Source organism: Janibacter limosus NBRC 16128 (assembly GCF_001570985.1).
GTDB classification, from domain to species: Bacteria; Actinomycetota; Actinomycetes; order Actinomycetales; family Dermatophilaceae; genus Janibacter; species Janibacter limosus.
In genome coordinates, this window is the sequence record NZ_BCSS01000052.1 from 1 (window position 1) to 16,781 (window position 16,781).

Here is a 16,781-nt window from a genome sequence, read left to right on the forward strand (position 1 = left end):
GAGCCGCTACGCGGAGTCCGACCGGCTCGCGCCGATGGCCGCGCAGCTCTTCCCGGACCAGTCCAACTTCGAGCGGGTCAAGGCCGTCGCGCTCTGGGTCAACACCCACATGTCGTACATCTCCGGCGCAAGCCGCGGGACCGATGGCGCCGTGGACTCGATCCTCCAGGCGTCGGGCGTCTGCCGCGACTTCGCCCACGTCGTCGTCGCACTCCTGCGCGCCCTCGGCACGCCGGCGCGGCTCGTGTCGGTCTATGCGCCGGGCCTGCAGCCGATGGACTTCCACGCAGTGGCCGAGGTCTGGGTCGAGGGGGCGTGGCACATCGTCGACGCGACGAGCATGGCGCCGCGCGAGGCGATGGTCCGCATCGCGACGGGCCGTGACGCCGCGGACACCGCCTTCCTCACCACCCGGGGTGGCCGGATGACCTTCAACCGGCAAGAGGTCACAGCGGTCCTCACCGAGGGTCAGCTGCCCCGCGAGGACTCCACCGCTCTGGTGCGCCTGGCCTGAGTCTCGCCAGCCGGTTACCTGCAGCCGTCGCGGCCATGCCCTGACCCGGGACAGGTTCCCTGAGACGGGTCTGGTCAGGTTACTCATAAGTAGGTTACTCTCCGGTAGTTGAGTCGATCGATGGGGATCGACCATGTCCGGGAGGTCCTCATGCGCCGTCGTCGCGCCCTGTCCATCGTCGCCACGATCGCCGCCGTCGCCGCCGGGGTCGGACTCAGCGCCCCAGGGGCGTCCGCGGCCTCCGCCGCCGCCCCGAAGCCGCACTACGTGCAGCTCGGTGACTCCTACTCCGCGGGCAACGGCGCCGGCAGCTACACCGAGAAGTCGTGCTGGCGCTCGCCCAACAACTACGGCCAGCGGGTCGCGACGCGTCAGGGCGCGACCTACACCAATGCGGCGTGCAGCGGCGGTGTCCTCGACGACATCCTCAAGCCCCGCGCGCTCGGCTCGTCGTCGCTGCGGACCAAGACCTACCGGGTCCTCGTGGGGGCCGTCGATGCTCGAGCCCAGTGGCTCAAGCAGGCCAAGGCCGACGCGCTGTGCGGCACCCCGAAGCAGCCCGACTTCTCCTACACGTACTCGATCCGTTCGAGCGCTTCTGTCGGCACGCTCTTCACGGCGACGGTGCGCTGCCAGCTGACGGCCCGGCCACAGATCAACTCGGTGACGACATCCACGGACGCCGTCTTCGTCACCATCGGCGGCAACGACCTCGCCTTCACGACCATCGTCACCCAGTGCCTGGCGCTGCGCTCGGCCAGCGGCTGCAAAAAGGCCATCGACTCGGCCAACTCCCAGCTCGCCGACATGAAGCAGCGGACCAAGACCACGCTCAAGGCCGTGCATGACCGCTCCGGTGGGCGCGCGGACGTCTACCTGCTCGGGTACCCGCACCTGATCAACACCAACTCCCACAAGCTCAGCTCCACCTACGACTTCGGCAAGGAGCTCGACCTGCTCCAGCGCCGCGGCGACAACACCCAGCGCGCCGCGATGGCCGAGCTCGACCGCACCACGCCCGGTCGTGGCGGTTTCATTTTTGTCGACGTCAAGAAGGACTGGGGCGGCTTCACCCACGGCATCGACCCGACGCCCCTCGGCGCCGACAACAGCAACTCCTGGCTCGTGCCCGTGCTGGGTGTGGGCCGCGAGTACAGCGAATGGGTCCACCCCAACGCTGCCGGCTGGGGCGCGAACGCCCTCGCTCTGTACGCCGCGATGTGAGGTCGACCGACTGTACAATCTTCGTATAAGGTTTGCGCATGGTCTCCAGAGCGCTGTCACGTCCCCGGGTGCGAGTCCTCGCCGGCATCATCCTCGTCCTGTGGTTCGCGCTCGCGGGGGTCGGCGGACCGCTCGTCGGTCAGCTCTCGAGCGTGCAGAACAACGACCAGGCGTCCTTCCTCCCGCAGTCGGCGGAGTCGACGCGGGTCGCTGAGCAGCTCCCGGGCTTCAACGCCGACGCCACCTTGCCGTTGATCCTCACGGTGGAGGGCGAAGGGGGACTGTCACCGGCAGCGCTCGGCGAACTGCAGAGCTGGGCGAAGCAACTGCCTGAGCAGTCGGCCGAAGGCGTCCCCGGGACGGTGGCCGACTACCTGACCGCGCCGAAGGTCCCGGTCATCCCCTCCGAGGACGGGGAGGCGGCGATCGCCGTGGTCAGCCTCGACGCGCAGGCCGTGGAGGAGACAGTCGACGAGACGAGCATCTCCAACCTGCTCGTCGAGGACCTGCGAGCCGATCTCGGTCCGCAGGTCGACGGCGCCACGGTCGCGGTGACCGGACCGGCCGGGTTCGCCGCGGACCTCGGTGAGGCCTTCGCGGGCATCGACGGGCTGCTCCTGCTCGTGACGCTGGTCGTCGTCCTGGTCATCCTGCTCGTCGTCTACCGCAGCCCGGTGCTCCCCTTCGTCGTGCTGCTAACGAGCATCTTCGGCCTGTCGCTCGCTGCCCTGCTCATCTACCCGATGGCCGACGCCCAGTGGATCCAGCTCTCGGGGCAGAGCCAGGGGATCCTCTTCATCCTCGTCGTCGGGGCCGCGACCGACTACTCGCTGCTGCTCGTCGCCCGATACCGCGAGGAGCTGCACTCGCGCGACCCGCTGCCGGCGCTCGCGGTCGCGTGGCGGCAGACGCTCGGACCGGTCGCGGCCAGTGGTGGCACGGTCATCGCCGGGTTGCTCTGCCTCCTGCTGTCGGACCTCGGCAACATCTCCGGTCTCGGACCCGTGGGTGCCCTGGGCATCCTCGGTGCGATGGTCTCCGCGCTGACCCTGCTCCCGGCAGCGCTCGCCCTGCTGGGTCGGGCGGCCTTCTGGCCGTCGGTGCCCAAGCGGGGGACCGCGCCGAAGCACCGCCTCTGGTCCTCCGTCGCTCGCCGTGTCACGCGGCGGCCGCGACTGACCTGGGTCGTCACCACCGCGGTGCTGCTCGTGGCTGCCGCTGCGGCGCTGACCTTCCCCACCTCGGGGATCACCCAGGCGCAGTTCTTCACCACGCAGGTGGAGTCGGTCGACGGGCAGGAGGTGCTCGACCGCCACTTCGACGGTGGGGACCAGCAGCCGGTGCAGGTCGTCGTGCCCGATGCTGCCGTGCAGGAGGCACAGGGCGTGCTCACCGAGCACGCCGACGTCGCCGAGCGAGTAGAGGCCAAGGAGTCGACGACCGGGTCCGGCACGACCCTCCTGTCGGCGACGCTGACCGTGGGCTCGGAGTCCGAGGAGGCCCGCGACGTCGTGCGGGACCTGCGCATTCAGCTGCACGAGGTCGACGAGGGGATCCTCGTCGGAGGGTCCACGGCCACGACCGTCGACACCGATGACGCGAGCACCCGTGACTACCGCGTCGTCGTCCCGGCCATCCTGGTCGTCGTCACCTTGATCCTCATGGCCCTGCTGCGATCCGTCGCTGCCGCAGTGCTGCTCGTCGCGGTCAACGTCCTGACCTTCGCCGCGACGCTAGGGATCTCGGCGGTGCTCTTCACCAAGGTCCTCGGCCAGCCGGGAGCCGACCCGTCGACGCCGGTCCTCGGCTTCGTCTTCCTCGTCGCGCTCGCCGTCGACTACTCGATCTTCCTCATGACGAGGGCGCGTGAGGAGTCGCTGCAGGTCGGGACGCGGCGCGGCATCCGGCGCGCGGTGGCCGTCACCGGTGGCGTCATCACGAGCGCGGGCGTGGTGCTCGCCGCGACCTTCTCGGCGCTGTGGGTGATCCCGCTGCTCTTCCTCGCGCAGATCGCCTTCATCGTGGCCTTCGGCGTGCTGCTCGACACGATCGTCACCCGCTCGATCCTCGTGCCGGCGATCGCCGCCGACCTGGGCAACCGCATCTGGTGGCCGTGGGCCGGCCGGATGGTTCCCGACGACGAGGGCGCGACGCTCGAGGACTGAGCAGCCACCCTTCGTCTCCCCCCTTGGCGGGTGGAGGCGAACGCGCGGACGAATCGCCCGCGCGTTCGCCTCCACTCAGGGGGTCGGCGCGGACTCAGTCGAGCAGGTCGACCAGCTGCGGGGCGACGCCGATGTAGGTGGCGGGGGTCATCGCGGCGACGCGCTCCTCGACATCTGTGGGCAGGCCGAGGCCCTTGACGAACTCGACGAGCTCGGGCTGGCCGATGCGACGGCCGCGGGTGAGCTCCTTGAGCCGCTCGTAGGGCTCGTCCATGCCCTCGACACCGCGGGCCCCGAGCGCACGCATGACCGACTGGATGGGCTCACCGAGCACCTCCCAGTTGCCGTCGAGGTCGGCAGCCATCGCCGCGGGGACCGCGTCGAGACCGGCGAGCCCACGACCCGCGTTGTCGATCGCGAGCAGCGAGTGACCCAGGGCGGTGCCGATGTTGCGCTGCATCGAGCTGTCCGTGAGGTCGCGCTGCAGGCGTGAGGTGACGAGCGTCGAGGCGAGGACGTCGAGGAGGGCGTTGCTGACCTCGAGGTTGGCCTCCGCGTTTTCAAACCGGATCGGGTTGACCTTGTGCGGCATGGTGCTCGACCCGACGGTGCCCTGACCGCGGACCTGGGCGAAGTAGCCCATCGAGATGTACGACCACAGGTCGGTGCACAGGTTGTGCAGTACGCGGTTGTAGCGCGCGATGTCGGCGTAGATCTCCGCCTGCCAGTCGTGCGACTCGATCTGCGTGGTGAGCGGGTTCCACGTGAGGCCCAGGCCTTCGACAAAGGTGCGCGAGACCTCGACCCAGTCGGCCTCGGGGACGGCGGCCAGGTGCGCACCAAAGGTGCCGGTCGCGCCGTTGAGCTTGCCGAGGTACTCGTCGCCCTGGATGCGACGCAGCTGGCGCATCAGTCGGGCCGCCAGCACTGCCAGTTCTTTGCCCATGGTCGTCGGCGTCGCCGGCTGACCGTGGGTGTGGGCGAGCAGCGGCACCTCACGCAGCTCGTCGGCCATCGTCGCGACGGCCTCGGCGAGCGCGTCGGCGCGGGGGAGCCAGACATCCTCGACGGCCCCCTGGACCATGAGGGCGTAGGCGAGGTTGTTGATGTCCTCGCTGGTGCAGCAGAAGTGGATCAGCTCGGACAGGCCCGCGTCCTCGGGTGCCGGCGCGATCTTGCGCAGCCGCTCCTTGAGGTAGTACTCGACGGCCTTGACGTCGTGCTGCGTGACCTTTTCGGTGGCACCCAGCTCCGCGATGTCCTCGGGGCCGAAGTCCTGGACGACCTGGCGCAGCTCGGCCTGCTCGGTCTCGGTGAGCTGCCGCACGCCCGGCACGACCTGCTGGGTCGTCAGGTGGATCAGCCACTCGACCTCGACGTGCACCCGCATGCGGTTGAGCGCAGGCTCACTCAGGTGGTCGATGAGCGGTGAGACGGCGGGACGGTAGCGACCGTCGAGCGCGCCGAGGGCGATCTGGGGCGTGGCGTCAGCGAGGCTCTGCATGGGCACATCCTCCCATCCGGCGAAGGGAGGTCCCTCCCGTGTCCGAGGTGGCGGGGCTCCCCTTCGCGCCGTTATCGATTTGAGATCTTTGGAGCACCTGTGCTTACCGTGGGGGGTCCCCGACAGCCAGAGCGTCGGGGGCGACCGATGCGGTCCTCGACCGCTCGTGGCCTCGGCCGCGTACCTATCGACGAGGAGGAGTCCCCATGACATCCACCACCCGTCAGAGCACCACCCGCCGCGCCGCCCAAGCGCTCGCCGTCGCTGGCCTGCTGAGCATGGCCGGCACCACGACCGCGATGGCCGCCGGACCCGGCGCGGGCCCAGCCGCCGGCCACGCCAGCGAGCAGGCACAGCCCTCCGGCGAGGCCAAGGGCCTGACCGGCCTGCCCGCCGACCGCGGTCAGGGCGCGGAGCACGCCTCCGATCGTGCCCTCGAGCAGGCATCCGACCACAGCTCCCTGACGCGTGACGCCGCTCCGGCGCCGAGCGCGCCGGAGGCGACCTCGACCACCGAGACGTCGACCACCGACTCCTCGACCACCGAGACCACCACCGACACGACGACCACGGACACTGCCGACAGCACGACTGCCGGTAGCTACCCGTCCGTCTGGGACTCCGTCGCCGACTGCGAGTCCGGCGGTGACTGGGACATCAACACGGGCAACGGCTACTACGGCGGCCTGCAGTTCAGCTACGAGACGTGGCTCGCCTACGGCGGTGACCAGTACGCCCCGACTGCTGACCAGGCGACCACCGCCCAGCAAGTCGAGATCGCGCAGAAGGTCCTCGAGGGTCAGGGCCCCGGCGCCTGGCCCGTCTGCTCGCAGGAGGCCGGTCTCACCGCGACCAACGGCGCCTGACGCAGCACCCACGCCCGACGGGCGGCCGCTCTCAGGGGAGAGCGGGCCGCCCGTCGTCTTGGCCGGCGGTGTGCCGGGGTCAGCCCTCCAGCTGGCGCCGGACGTGCTCGACGATGCCGTCGGCAGCCGCCGTGACCTCGGCGTAGGTCTGGTCGAAGGACGAGTCGTCGCCGTACCAGGGGTCATCGATCGCGAGAGCGTCGCCCTTGAGGCCGGCCGGGTCGAAGGAGCGGATCATCCGCACGCGGTCCTTGGCCTCGTCGGTGCCGGCGAGCCGGCGCAGCACGGTGTGGTGCCCGTGGTCGGCCGCCAGGACAAGGTCGCGGTCCTCGAACCACCGCTTGTCGAAGACCCGCGCCCGGTGACCGGAGTAGTCCCCGGTGTGCCCGTGGCGCTGCATCGCGGCGACGGTCCGGTCGTCGGCGGAGTTGCCTTCTTCCCACGCGGTGGTGCCGGCTGAGTCGATGATGACCTGCTCACCGAGACCGGCGGCCTCGAAGCGCTCGCGCAGCACCCACTCGGCCATGGGGGAGCGGCAGATGTTGCCGGTGCACACCACGGTGATGCGATATGTCATGGCGTCATCGTCTCCCATGAGTCCGTGGAAAACCCGAGAGCTGCCTGTGACCCGAGTGACGACGGGTCGGCGTCGGCGAGGTCGCCGGACAGGACGGCGAGCAGCGGCGCCCCCGCGGCAGCCGCCAGGCGGGCCGGACTCGTCGCCTCGCCGTCGGCGTGCCGAGCGCGCACGACGATGACCCCGATGACGGGCAGCTCTCGCCGGGAGAGCGCCTCGGCGCTGAGCGCGAGGACATTGGGTGCGGCCGGCCCACCGGTCGTCGCGAGGACTGCGCCGGTGGAGACCCCCTTGTAGCGAAGGGCGGTGCCCACGTCCGCCAGCGTCCCACCCCGAGCGTCGAGCGGGACGAGCAGACCGGCAGCAGCACCGATGACGAGGACGTCGTGGTCAGCGCCGACTGCAGTCACGGCCTGGCGCACGACCGGCTCGCCGCCTGCGTCGACCCGGAGGGAGCCGACGGTTGTGCCAGCGTGCGCGAGCGTCGCGACCAGGGCAGCGGCAGCGAGGCCGGCGTCGGCGCCGTCCGTGTCGGCGACGAGCACGGCACGGGGCAGCGAGAGCTCCGCGAGGGTGCTCACAGCCCGACCGCCCGACGCAGCTGGGCGCCGGTCCAGCGGTGCCGGTCGGGGCCAGCGGCCTCTGCCTCGCGGATGAGCTCGACGATGCGGGCGCAGACGGGCGCGGGGGAGCCGTGGTCGGCCCCGACCTGCACGATCACGCCTTGCAGCTCGTCGATCTCGGTGGGGCGTCCGGCGTCGAGGTCGTCGGCCATGGACGAGCGGGCCGTCGGCGAGACCTTGAGCGCGCTGCGCGAGAGGTTGGCGAAGACGGGCGTGGGGGAGCGCAGCAGTGTGGGCATGGCGGCCGCCGGGAGCGGGGTCAGCCGGGAGGGGTTGATCCCGAGCCGGCGGGCCAGGGCCAGCGACTCGTCCTGACAGGCAGCGAGCACGGTGCGGCAGTCGCGGTCACGCAGCTGGACTGCCAGGGGGAGACCGGTGAGCGCATTGATCGCGTTGTTGAGGTTGAGCAGGAGCTTGCCGAAGAGCACCGCGCGCATGTCCGGGTCGACCTCGACCCTCAGGCCGCTGCCCTGCGCTGCCCGCACGAAGGGGTCCACGCGGGGGTGGTCCTTGACCCGGATGTGGCCGCTCGTCGTCTGCGCCCAATGGGTCTCGCCGGCGCGCACGACGTTGAAGGGCACCATCCCGGACAGGACGAAGGGCCGCGACGCGCGGCTGGGGAAGGCCCCGGCGAGGGCTTCGTCGATCTGCGTGGCATTGCGCAGGCCGTTCTGCATCGAGATGACGACCGAGTCGGGTTGCAGGTACGGCGCGATCTGACGCACGGCTGCCTGGGTACCGAGCGTCTTGGTCGTGAGCAGGACGTAGTGGGCCCCCACGACGGCGCTGGCCTCCGTGGCCAGGGTCAGCCCGTCCGGGCGGACCGTCCGGGTGTGTCCTCGCAGGTCGGTGACCGTCAGGCCCTCACGCGCGACGGCGTCGACGAGGGGTTGACGGCCGATGAGCGTCACGTCGGCGGCCGCGGCCAGCCACCCGCCGAGATGGCAGCCGATGCTGCCCGCGCCCATGACGGCGACTCTCGTGCGATCCACTCTCGTCACCCCTTGCGCGAGTCGATCCGGACCGGGCGTGGTCCGGTGGTGCGATCCTATGTTGCTCACCGAGCGGTGAGGGAGACCCAGCCGTTGGCATGATCGCCGCGGGCCTTGTCGCTCGGCTCGAGCTCCGCGACGGTGTAGTCGGTGCCTCCGACCGAGATCGTCTCGTCGAGGGTGATGGTGACCTTGTCCGGCCCCAGGTGGAGGCCGGCACGGTCGGCCTCGATGTTGTAGGCGATGAGGCGCACGCCGTTGACCTCGGTCGGCAGGTTTTCCTTGAGCGTCGTCGCGTCGGGCATCGGGGTCTTGGTCTCCTGGGTCGTGGTCTCGGTCGCGCTCTGGGTGCTGGTGTCGGCTGGGGTGGCCTGACCGCTGCACCCCGCGAGGGCACAGCAGGCCAGGAGAGAGGCGGCGACCCGGCGCATCACGGCTGCACCGTGTTGACGTGGCTGAAGTTGTCCTTGTAGTCGTCGTAGGACATCTCGATCGGCTCGGCGCTCGGGTCCCAGGGGTTGACGATCTGCAGCTGACCGTCGTCGGTGATGCCCTTGACCCAGTACATGTGGTTCTTGGCGATGGTGTCGTCCTCGTAGAGCGGCCGGTCCCCGATGGTGTCGTGCGAGTCGAGCATGATCTGGCCGTTGTTGTCGAGGATCTCGCGCATCTCGTCGATGTCGGGCGCACCACCGAAGCCCAGGAATCCACCGTCGCCGGTCTCGTGCGAGTCGACGTCGCGGCCGGTGATCGCCTCAAGGCCCTGGGCCGCGGTGTCGAAGTCCATGTCGTCCCAGCTGCCGCCCATGTGCTGGGCCATCGCCTTTTCGTACAGCAGCGGCCACAGCTCGCGCTCGTCAGAGCTGGAGTTGTCAGCGAAGACGGGGTTCTGGCCGTGTGCGGGGAGGGTGGCGTCGACGCGATAGGTGACCGGCTCGCCGTCGCGGTAGAGCGTCACGTCGTAGGTGCCGTCGCCGTTGTCCGTGATGTTGCGTTCGATGACGTCGGGGTCGGTGGCGGCGATGGACTGCATCGAGGCGATGAACCAGCAGTCGTTGAGCGAGCCCTGCTCGACATCGGTCGGCGAGACGCCATCGCGGAAGAGGGGCCCCTTGATCTCGGTGTCCTCGGCGCTGCCGCGGTCGGGGTCGTAGTTGGGGTTGTCCTTCTCCTTGCTCTGCCCGCTCTCCTCGCCGGGGGCCGTGGGCGCCGTCCAACGACCGGCCGAGCCGTCGCCGGCCGAGCCGTCGTCCTGGTCTTCCGCCTGCCGGTCGAGCGTGCGTGCACAGTCCCGCACCATGTCCGCCGCGGAGTGGGCAGCGCGCTCGGCGCCGGTCCACTCGTGACTGAAGCCGAGCAGGTCATCTCCCGACCACGCGCCCTCGAGCACCGCGAGGCTGGCGCGACCCTGCTCGGCCACGCCGGTCATCACCTCGCCCTGGCCACGCAGCTGCGCCGCGATGCCGCGGATCCGCGCGACATCCATCCCGTCACTGACCGTCATGTGTCCCCCTTCGCCTGGGTCGACCCTAGGTCCGATCCGCATCGCGGGCGAGGGGGAGCGCTCCCCGGCCTGACGACGACGGAGGAGGCCCGGCCAGTCGGCCAGACCCCCTTCGCTCGCTGCGGTGTCAGCTCGCCGGGACGAGCTCCTCCGCGTCGGCGGCGGACGTGCGCCGAGTGAGGGCCTCACCCTCGACGTCGACATTGGGCAGGAGCTTGTCGAGCCAGCGCGGCATCGCCCACGCCGTGTCGCCGAGGAGGTACATCAGCGCGGGGATGAGCAGCATCCGCACGACGAAGGCGTCGAGGAGGACGGCCGCGGCCAGCGCGAAGCCCATCGACTTGATGAGGTTGTCCGGCTGGAGCATGAAGGCGGAGAAGACCGAGATCATGATGGCCGCGGCCGCGGTGACGACGCGGGCACCGTGACGGAAGCCGTCGACGACGGCTTCGGGGGCGCTGTCCCCGTGGATGTAGGCCTCACGCATCCGGGTCACGAGGAAGACCTGGTAGTCCATCGCGAGGCCGAAGACGATGCCGATCATGAGGATCGGCAGGAAGCTGACCAGCGGTGCGCCAGCGACCAGCCCGAAGGCGCCCTGCTGGAAGATCGCGACCGTGGCACCGATCGTGGCCATCGTCGACAGCACGAAGCCGAGCGTCGCGGTGAGCGGCACGAGGATCGAGCGGAAGACAAGCATGAGCAGGATGAAGGCGAGCCCGACGACCACCGCGAGGTACGGCACGAGCGCGTCCTGCAGCTTTTCGGACACATCGGTCTGGATCGCGGTCAGCCCGGTGACGCCGATCGTCGTGCTCGTCGAGGACTCCTGGGCGGGGATCCCGTCGCGGATCTCGTGGAGCAGGTCCTCGGTGGCCTCGTCGCTGGCGCCAGTGGTCGGGGTGACCATGAGCTGGGCGCCGGTGGCGTCCTCGTTCATGCCCACGACCTGGGCGTTGGCGACGCCGTCGAGCCCGCCGAGCCACGCGCTGACCTCGCCGTAGGTGGCCGGGGCCTGACGTGGGTCCTCGAGCTCGCGACCGTCGACGACGACGACCATGCGAGCCCCCTGGCCGGGGCCGAAGCCGTCGGCCATGAGGTCCGCCGCCTTGCGCTGCGAGGTGTCCGCAGCGGCGGTGGAGTCGCTCGGCAGGGCGAGGTGGAGGTCCTTGGCGGGGATCGCCAGGGCGCCCAGCGCGAGGACGGCGACGAGTGCCGCGATGACCGGGTGGGAGCCGATGGCCCGCGCCCAGCGGGTGCCGCCGTTGTCGACGTGCTGCCCCTCGTCGACGGACTTGTCCTTGCGGATCTGCCCGGCGAAGGCCTTGGTGCCCAGGGCGCCGAGGATCGCGGGGAGCAGGGTGAGGGCGACGAGCACGGCGACCAGGACGGTCGCGGCTGCCGCCAGACCCATGGCGGTGAGGAAGGGGATGTTGACGACGGCCAGTGCGACGAGCGCGATGATCACGGTCAGGCCGGCGAAGACGACGGCGGACCCGGCGCGACCGACGGCCAGCCCGATCGCGTGCCCCCGGTCGGTGGTGTGTCGCAGCTCGGTGCGGTAGCGGGAGAGGATGAAGAGGGCGTAGTCGATCCCGACAGCCAGCCCGAGCATCGACGCGAGGATCGGGGTGGTCGTGCCGAGGTCGAAGAAGGCGGTCGAGGCCGTGATGCCCGTGATCCCGATGCCCACGCCGACGAGCGCGGTGAGGATCGGCAGGCCGGCGGCGACGAGCGAGCCGAAGGTCAGCACGAGGACGAGCAGCGCGATGGCCACTCCGATGAGCTCGCTCGTGATCCCCATCTCGGGCATGCCCTGCATGCCGCTGCCGGTGGCCTCCACGGTCAGGCCGGCGTCGCGAGCGTCGTCGACGGCCGCGGTCACGGCGTCCCGGCTGCCCTGCTCGACATCGGTGACGGTGTCGACGTCGAAGGTCCACTGGATCAGGCCGGTGCGTCCGTCCTCGGTGAGGGGGGAGACGGCCGCCGCATTGGCCTCGGCGACGGCGGTGGGCTGACCGTTCTTCTTGGCATTGTCGAGATAGGTCTGCTCCACTCCCTTCGCTGCCATGACGGGGTTGACGAACTGCTCCGGGTCACCCGCCTGCGGCACCTCTCGCAGGTCCGCGAGCAGGGTGTCGACGATCGCGGTGTTGGCCGGGTCCGAGAGCTTTTCGCCCTGCGGCGCCTGGACGACGACGGTGCCGGTGGCCTGGTCGAAGGCGTCCTGGGTGTTGGGGAAGAGCTCCTGCTGCAGGTTCTGCGTCTGCTCCGACTCGATGCCGGGGATCGTGAACTTGTCGCTGAGCGGCTTGGACAGCGTGCCGGCGGCCGCGCCGATGCCGACGAGGACGATCAGCCAGCCGATGAGGAAGGCGGGCCAGCGCCGGTGCGCGAGCCGGCCGAGCCGGTAGAGGGCGTGAGCCATGGGAGGAGCCTTTCGAGGCGTCGTGGGTGGTGGTCGGCCACGTCGTCGGGACCGGTGATGCAGGAGCGAAGGGGGTCACCCCCGGGCGGTGAGGATCTCCCGGGCGAGGGTCAGGTTGGTCTGGATGCGTTGCTGCAGAGGGCCGCTGGTGGGGTCGGTGATGATCTCCTCGACGGAGCGCTGGACGATGCCGGCGACGAGGGTGAGTGCCATCCGGGCGCGTGTGGGGTCCACGCCGTCGCGGGTGGACAGGTGGGTGACGATCTCCTCGGCGAGCTCGTCGACGTGGGTCTTGACCCGCACGACGAGCTCGGGGTTGCGCTCGATGACGTGGTGCAGCTGCTGCCAGTCCTCGAAGTCGCCCTCGTCGGAGCGCAGGCACTGCAGCGTCGTGACGAGCAGGTCCTCGAAGAGGTCACCCGTCGGCCCGCCGCTGCGCAGGGTCTCGGCCTGGTCGGCGGTGAGGACGGGCAGCACGCCGAGGACCGCTTCCTCCTTGGAGGAGACGTGGTTGAAGAGGGTGCGGCGGGAGACGCCCACGGCCGAGGCGAGGTCCTCGACGGTGAACCCGGAGTACCCGCAGCTGATGGACAGCCGCTGGGCGGCGGCGATGATCGCGGCGCGTCGGCTGCGGCCGACCCGGGGGATGGTTGCACTATCGGTCACGGAGTGCAGTTTTGCACTGTCAGCGACTCCGTGCAAAATCGCGGACGAAGGGGGCCGGCCCTCGCTCTCGCGGTGGGCCGACCCCCTTCGGTGGCTCAGGCGTGGACGGGCACCAGTCGGGCGACGAGTGCGCGCAGGGCGGCGTCGGCCTCGTCGTCGGCCAGCCGACCCTCGGCGAAGGCCTCGTAGGACGCGCCGACGCCAAAGGTCTCCTCGATGACAGCAGCGCCGGCGACCTGGAGGGTGCGCACGGCGTCCTGGCGCGCCCACTCCGCCGCGCGGGGGGAGCCGGAGGCCGCCATGACGACGGCCGGGGTGCCGCCGATCGATGCGGAGCCGTAGGGGCGGGAGGCCCAGTCGATGGTGTTCTTCAGAACGCTGGAGAGCGTGCCGTTGTACTCCGGGGTGACGACGATCAGGCCGTCGGCGGCGGCGACCGCGGAGCGCAGCTCGGCGGCGACCTCGGGCACCTGGCCCTCGAGGTCGAGGTCCTCGGAGTAGTGGGGCAGCTCTGCGCCGCGGTTGAAGACGGTCGCGGTGCAGCCCTCGGGCAGGTGGGCGACGGCTGCGTCGGCGAGCGCGCGGTTGGTGGAGCCTGCGCGCAGGCTGCCGAGGAGGACGAGGACGTTCATGGGGGACTCCAGGTGACGTGTTGGTCAAGTGCTTGACCATGGTGCGCGTCAGGAATTGTCAAAGTCAAGTCCTTGACCAATGGCTTATGATGAGGAGCATGACCGCGCCCCAGCCCTCCATCGTCGACGCCTGCACCGGCGCCGACGGGCGGCCGCCGCTGGTCACCCTGCTCGCGAGGGCCCAGGCGAGCTTCATCGCGGACTTCGAGGCACGGCTGCGTGCCTCCGAGATCGATGGCCTCTCGCTCGCGCACTCCACCAATGTCCTGCGGCACCTGTCCGAGGGTCCCCGCCGGGCCCGCGACATCGTCGACCGCTGCGGGGTGACCAAGCAGGCCGTCAGTCAGCAGATCGCCCACCTCGAGCGCAACGGCTTCGTTGTCGTCAGCCGCGACGAGGAGGACCAGCGCGCCCGCATCGTCACCCTCACGACGCAGGGGGAGTGCGCCCAGGTCATCGTCCACCGCCTCTTCGAGGAGGTCGAGAGCGACTGGGCCGGGCGCATCGGCGAGGACGCCGCCGCGGCCCTGCGTCAGGCGCTCACGGATCTCCTCGGCGAGGGCACCGCCTGCTGATCCTCAGGCGTCCTGGAGGATCCCGGTCGTCTGGCCGTGCTTCTTGCAGGTGGCGGTCCACTCACGCCCGGACCTCTCCACGGCCAGGGTGCGGCGGCAGGTCGTGCAGTGGACGGGGGGCTCGGCGGCCAGTCGCTGGCGGCACAGGACGTGGTTGCCCTTGTTGGCGGAGTTGCCGCAGCGAGCGCAGTAGGTCATGGCCACGACAGGTGGGATGGCGCCGAGGGTGTCGGGGTCGCTCCAGCCGGAGTCGCCGGCGGTGGGCAGGTCAGTCATGCGTCGATTGTCACCCATGTCACGCGATGCTCGAGCCTCGGTGCTGGTCTGCCACTGGTCCGCCGCCGCTCGGCCACGCCTCGGCCACGGACCGATCACCTTTGGGCGACGTCACGGCGCGATGCAACCGGACGGCCCTCAGCGGCGTCCATCCTTGTGATGACCACGCGCAGGGGCGTGGTCGCAGGACAGGGGAGCAGGACATGGCGCGGGTACGACAGGCAGTGATGGCGCTGGTCATGGGGGCGGCGCTCGCGGCCTGCGGGACGCAGACGGCGCCGCAGGCCACACCGATGGTCGTGGACTCGGGAAGCCCGACGCCCTCCACGCCCGCCGGCTCGGCCACGATCTCGAGCTCCTCCTCCAGCACGTCGTCGTCCTCGACCAGCTCGACGTCACCCTCGTCGAGCCCGACGACCGCGGACACCTCCCTTCGTCCCGGCGACGACGGACCGCGGGTGCGACAGCTGCAGCGCGACCTCAGTGCCATCGGGTACTGGCTCGGCACACCGGACGGCACCTACGGGCACCTGACCTCGCAGGCCGTCATGGCGCTGCAGAAGTCCGCGGGCCTCTCCCGCGACGGGATCGCCGGGCCCAAGACGCTCGAGGCGCTCGCCGCGGGCACGCTCCCGCCGCTGCCCGCCGGGCCGGCCGACCGGATCGACATCGACATCAAGCGCCAGGTGCTCGTCGTCGTGCGGGGCGGGAGCATCGAGTACGTCATCAACACCAGCACGGCGTCGGGGGAGACCTACATGTCCCACGGGCACCCGGCGGTGGCGGTGACGCCCAAGGGGACCTTCGCCGTCGGTCGCGTCCACCGCGGCTACGAGGTCGCGCCGCTCGGGACGCTCTACAGCCCGCGCTACTTCTACGGCGGCTACGCCGTCCACGGCGCCGGCTCGATCCCCGGCCACCCCGCGTCCCATGGCTGCGCGCGGGTGAGCAATGGCGCGATGGACATGATCTGGAGCAAGGACCTCATGGCGGTCGGCTCCACCGTCGTCGTGCGGTGACGCCTCTGGGGTGCCGGATCAGTGCCGCTCAGCCACCCAGCAGGTCCCCGAGGCTGCTGCCGCCGCTCTTGGTCTGCCCGTGGGCGCCGTCCGTCACGGACTCGGCCGGCTGCACGAGGACATAGCCCTGACCGCCGAAGGCCATCTGGAAGGTCTCGCCGGTGCCACCACGCACGAGCGACTTCAGCCCGCCGGTGTCCACCTTGATGTCCATCCGCACACCACCGGTCCACATGACGACGGCCTGGGCGTCACCAAAGGTGGGGGCGCTCGCCACGTCGAGGGCGACGGGCTCCCCCTTCGTCGTGATGGCGACATAGCCGCTGCCCTTGAGGACGACGTTGTAGAGACCGCCGGTCATCGCGGCGCCGCGCGCCTGGATGCGGTGGATGTCCCAGTCGATGGAGGAGGAGAAGGCCAGGATGTTGTTGCCGTTGACCGAGATCATGTCGTTCTCGAGGTACATGACCTGGATGTCGTCGGCCTCGTTGGCGACGAAGAGCTCACCCTGGCCGGTGCAGGTCATCATCTTGACGCCCTCGCCGGTGGCCGCCTGCTTGAGGAACTTGCCGACGCCGCCGGAGCCCTGGTTCTCGAAGCGGACGTCGCCCTGGTAGGCCACCATCGAGCCCGTCCGTGCCATGACCGGGCCGTGGCCCATCTGGACCTTGAGCAGCTTCTTGTTCTGCAGCGAGAACTGGTCGGAGGTCTGCTCTTCCTTGAAGTCGGTGAAGAGGGATCCGTGGATCGGCATGTCGTACGCCCTTCTGCGTGGCTGCCCCCTGCGGGCGCCGGTTGGTCGTCACTCTAGAGGGGGCGTCGCCCAGCATCTAGGGTGATGACTCCCCACCGGGCGCCGGTCGCCCACCACAGGCGCGAAGGGACAGCGATGAGCTTCTTCGACAAGGCACGGGCCGGGTACGAAAACCTGGCCGGCCGGGCGGACCAGGCCCTCGACTCGGCGACGTCGAGCAAGGATCTCGGGGACATCGACCAGCACTACCGCGATCTCGGGATGCTCGCGTACCTCGCCGCGACCGGCCGTCCGGCCGATCCCGCGGCCGAGCAGCACCTGGTGGCGGTGCTCGGCGCGATGGAGCAGCGGGGCGCGATCCGCGACTTCGTCCTGGCGACGACGGGCCGGTCGCCAGCCGGGGTGCCGGCGCCACCGCAGCGCCACGGCGGGTCCGACGGGGTCCCGCAGCCTCCGCCGGAG

At 70.5% G+C, this 16,781-nt stretch carries 18 protein-coding genes; 7 read left to right on the forward strand and 11 right to left on the reverse strand.

Annotated elements, in window-relative coordinates:
- From JLI01S_RS14845 to JLI01S_RS14855, 3 genes are all read left to right on the forward strand, one after another.
- Positions 1–514, forward strand: a 514-nt coding sequence (locus tag JLI01S_RS14845) for a transglutaminase-like domain-containing protein (protein ID WP_169797346.1), incomplete at its 5' end; no start/stop codon positions are given.
- A 108-nt stretch (positions 515–622) separates the two neighbouring features.
- Positions 623–1,738, forward strand: a complete 1,116-nt coding sequence (locus JLI01S_RS14850; RefSeq protein ID WP_245634648.1) for an SGNH/GDSL hydrolase family protein — start codon at positions 623–625, stop codon at positions 1,736–1,738.
- Positions 1,739–1,776: 38 nt separating this feature from the next.
- A complete protein-coding gene (locus tag JLI01S_RS14855) occupies positions 1,777–3,903 on the forward strand; it encodes an MMPL family transporter (protein WP_068266028.1) in 2,127 nt (708 codons plus the stop codon).
- A 94-nt stretch (positions 3,904–3,997) separates the two neighbouring features.
- Here the strand turns inward: JLI01S_RS14855 and purB are convergent, their stop codons facing one another.
- Positions 3,998–5,407, reverse strand: a complete 1,410-nt coding sequence (gene purB, locus JLI01S_RS14860; protein ID WP_068266030.1) for an adenylosuccinate lyase — start codon at positions 5,405–5,407, stop codon at positions 3,998–4,000.
- Between the two features lie 206 nt (positions 5,408–5,613).
- Between purB and JLI01S_RS17675 the strand changes: the two genes are divergently transcribed.
- A complete protein-coding gene (locus JLI01S_RS17675; RefSeq protein ID WP_068266034.1) occupies positions 5,614–6,273 on the forward strand; it encodes a transglycosylase family protein in 660 nt (219 codons plus the stop codon).
- A 79-nt stretch (positions 6,274–6,352) separates the two neighbouring features.
- On the opposite strand, the gene JLI01S_RS14870 is transcribed toward JLI01S_RS17675, so the two are convergent.
- The 8 genes from JLI01S_RS14870 to JLI01S_RS14905 form a co-directional block, all read right to left on the reverse strand.
- The gene (locus JLI01S_RS14870; RefSeq protein WP_068266036.1) at positions 6,353–6,850 is read right to left on the reverse strand and encodes a low molecular weight protein-tyrosine-phosphatase; all 498 of its coding nucleotides are present in this window, start codon (positions 6,848–6,850) and stop codon (positions 6,353–6,355) included.
- The gene (locus JLI01S_RS17185) at positions 6,847–7,431 is read right to left on the reverse strand and encodes an AAA family ATPase (protein ID WP_068266037.1); all 585 of its coding nucleotides are present in this window, start codon (positions 7,429–7,431) and stop codon (positions 6,847–6,849) included. The genes JLI01S_RS14870 and JLI01S_RS17185 overlap by 4 nt, the downstream gene beginning before the upstream one ends.
- The gene (locus tag JLI01S_RS14880) at positions 7,428–8,465 is read right to left on the reverse strand and encodes a 2-dehydropantoate 2-reductase (protein WP_218005527.1); all 1,038 of its coding nucleotides are present in this window, start codon (positions 8,463–8,465) and stop codon (positions 7,428–7,430) included. Before JLI01S_RS14880 ends, JLI01S_RS17185 begins: the two co-directional genes overlap by 4 nt.
- Positions 8,466–8,530: 65 nt before the next feature.
- A complete protein-coding gene (locus tag JLI01S_RS14885) occupies positions 8,531–8,899 on the reverse strand; it encodes a hypothetical protein (RefSeq protein WP_157074988.1) in 369 nt (122 codons plus the stop codon).
- A complete protein-coding gene (locus JLI01S_RS14890; protein ID WP_169797347.1) occupies positions 8,896–9,969 on the reverse strand; it encodes a C2 family cysteine protease in 1,074 nt (357 codons plus the stop codon). Before JLI01S_RS14890 ends, JLI01S_RS14885 begins: the two co-directional genes overlap by 4 nt.
- Before the next feature lie 127 nt (positions 9,970–10,096).
- A complete protein-coding gene (locus tag JLI01S_RS14895) occupies positions 10,097–12,397 on the reverse strand; it encodes an MMPL family transporter (RefSeq protein WP_068266043.1) in 2,301 nt (766 codons plus the stop codon).
- Positions 12,398–12,472: 75 nt separating this feature from the next.
- A complete protein-coding gene (locus tag JLI01S_RS14900) occupies positions 12,473–13,063 on the reverse strand; it encodes a TetR/AcrR family transcriptional regulator (RefSeq protein ID WP_068266044.1) in 591 nt (196 codons plus the stop codon).
- Between the two features lie 95 nt (positions 13,064–13,158).
- A complete protein-coding gene (locus JLI01S_RS14905; protein ID WP_068266046.1) occupies positions 13,159–13,695 on the reverse strand; it encodes an NADPH-dependent FMN reductase in 537 nt (178 codons plus the stop codon).
- A 98-nt stretch (positions 13,696–13,793) separates the two neighbouring features.
- On the opposite strand from JLI01S_RS14905, the gene JLI01S_RS14910 reads away from it, so the two are divergent.
- On the forward strand, positions 13,794–14,270 hold the full coding sequence (locus JLI01S_RS14910; protein WP_068266048.1) for a MarR family winged helix-turn-helix transcriptional regulator: 477 nt from the start codon (positions 13,794–13,796) through the stop codon (positions 14,268–14,270).
- Positions 14,271–14,273: 3 nt separating this feature from the next.
- Here the strand turns inward: JLI01S_RS14910 and bsaP are convergent, their stop codons facing one another.
- Positions 14,274–14,546: a biotin synthase auxiliary protein BsaP gene (bsaP, locus tag JLI01S_RS14915; RefSeq protein ID WP_157074991.1), complete on the reverse strand. Its 273-nt coding sequence runs from the start codon at positions 14,544–14,546 to the stop codon at positions 14,274–14,276.
- Between the two features lie 203 nt (positions 14,547–14,749).
- On the opposite strand from bsaP, the gene JLI01S_RS14925 reads away from it, so the two are divergent.
- Positions 14,750–15,565, forward strand: coding sequence for a L,D-transpeptidase family protein (locus JLI01S_RS14925; RefSeq protein ID WP_245634649.1), 816 nt, complete (start codon positions 14,750–14,752; stop codon positions 15,563–15,565).
- Between the two features lie 28 nt (positions 15,566–15,593).
- Here the strand turns inward: JLI01S_RS14925 and JLI01S_RS14930 are convergent, their stop codons facing one another.
- On the reverse strand, positions 15,594–16,319 hold the full coding sequence (locus JLI01S_RS14930) for an AIM24 family protein (RefSeq protein ID WP_068266054.1): 726 nt from the start codon (positions 16,317–16,319) through the stop codon (positions 15,594–15,596).
- Positions 16,320–16,454: 135 nt separating this feature from the next.
- Between JLI01S_RS14930 and JLI01S_RS14935 the strand changes: the two genes are divergently transcribed.
- Positions 16,455–16,781: hypothetical protein (locus JLI01S_RS14935; RefSeq protein WP_157074992.1), on the forward strand; the 327-nt coding region annotated here is incomplete at its 3' end.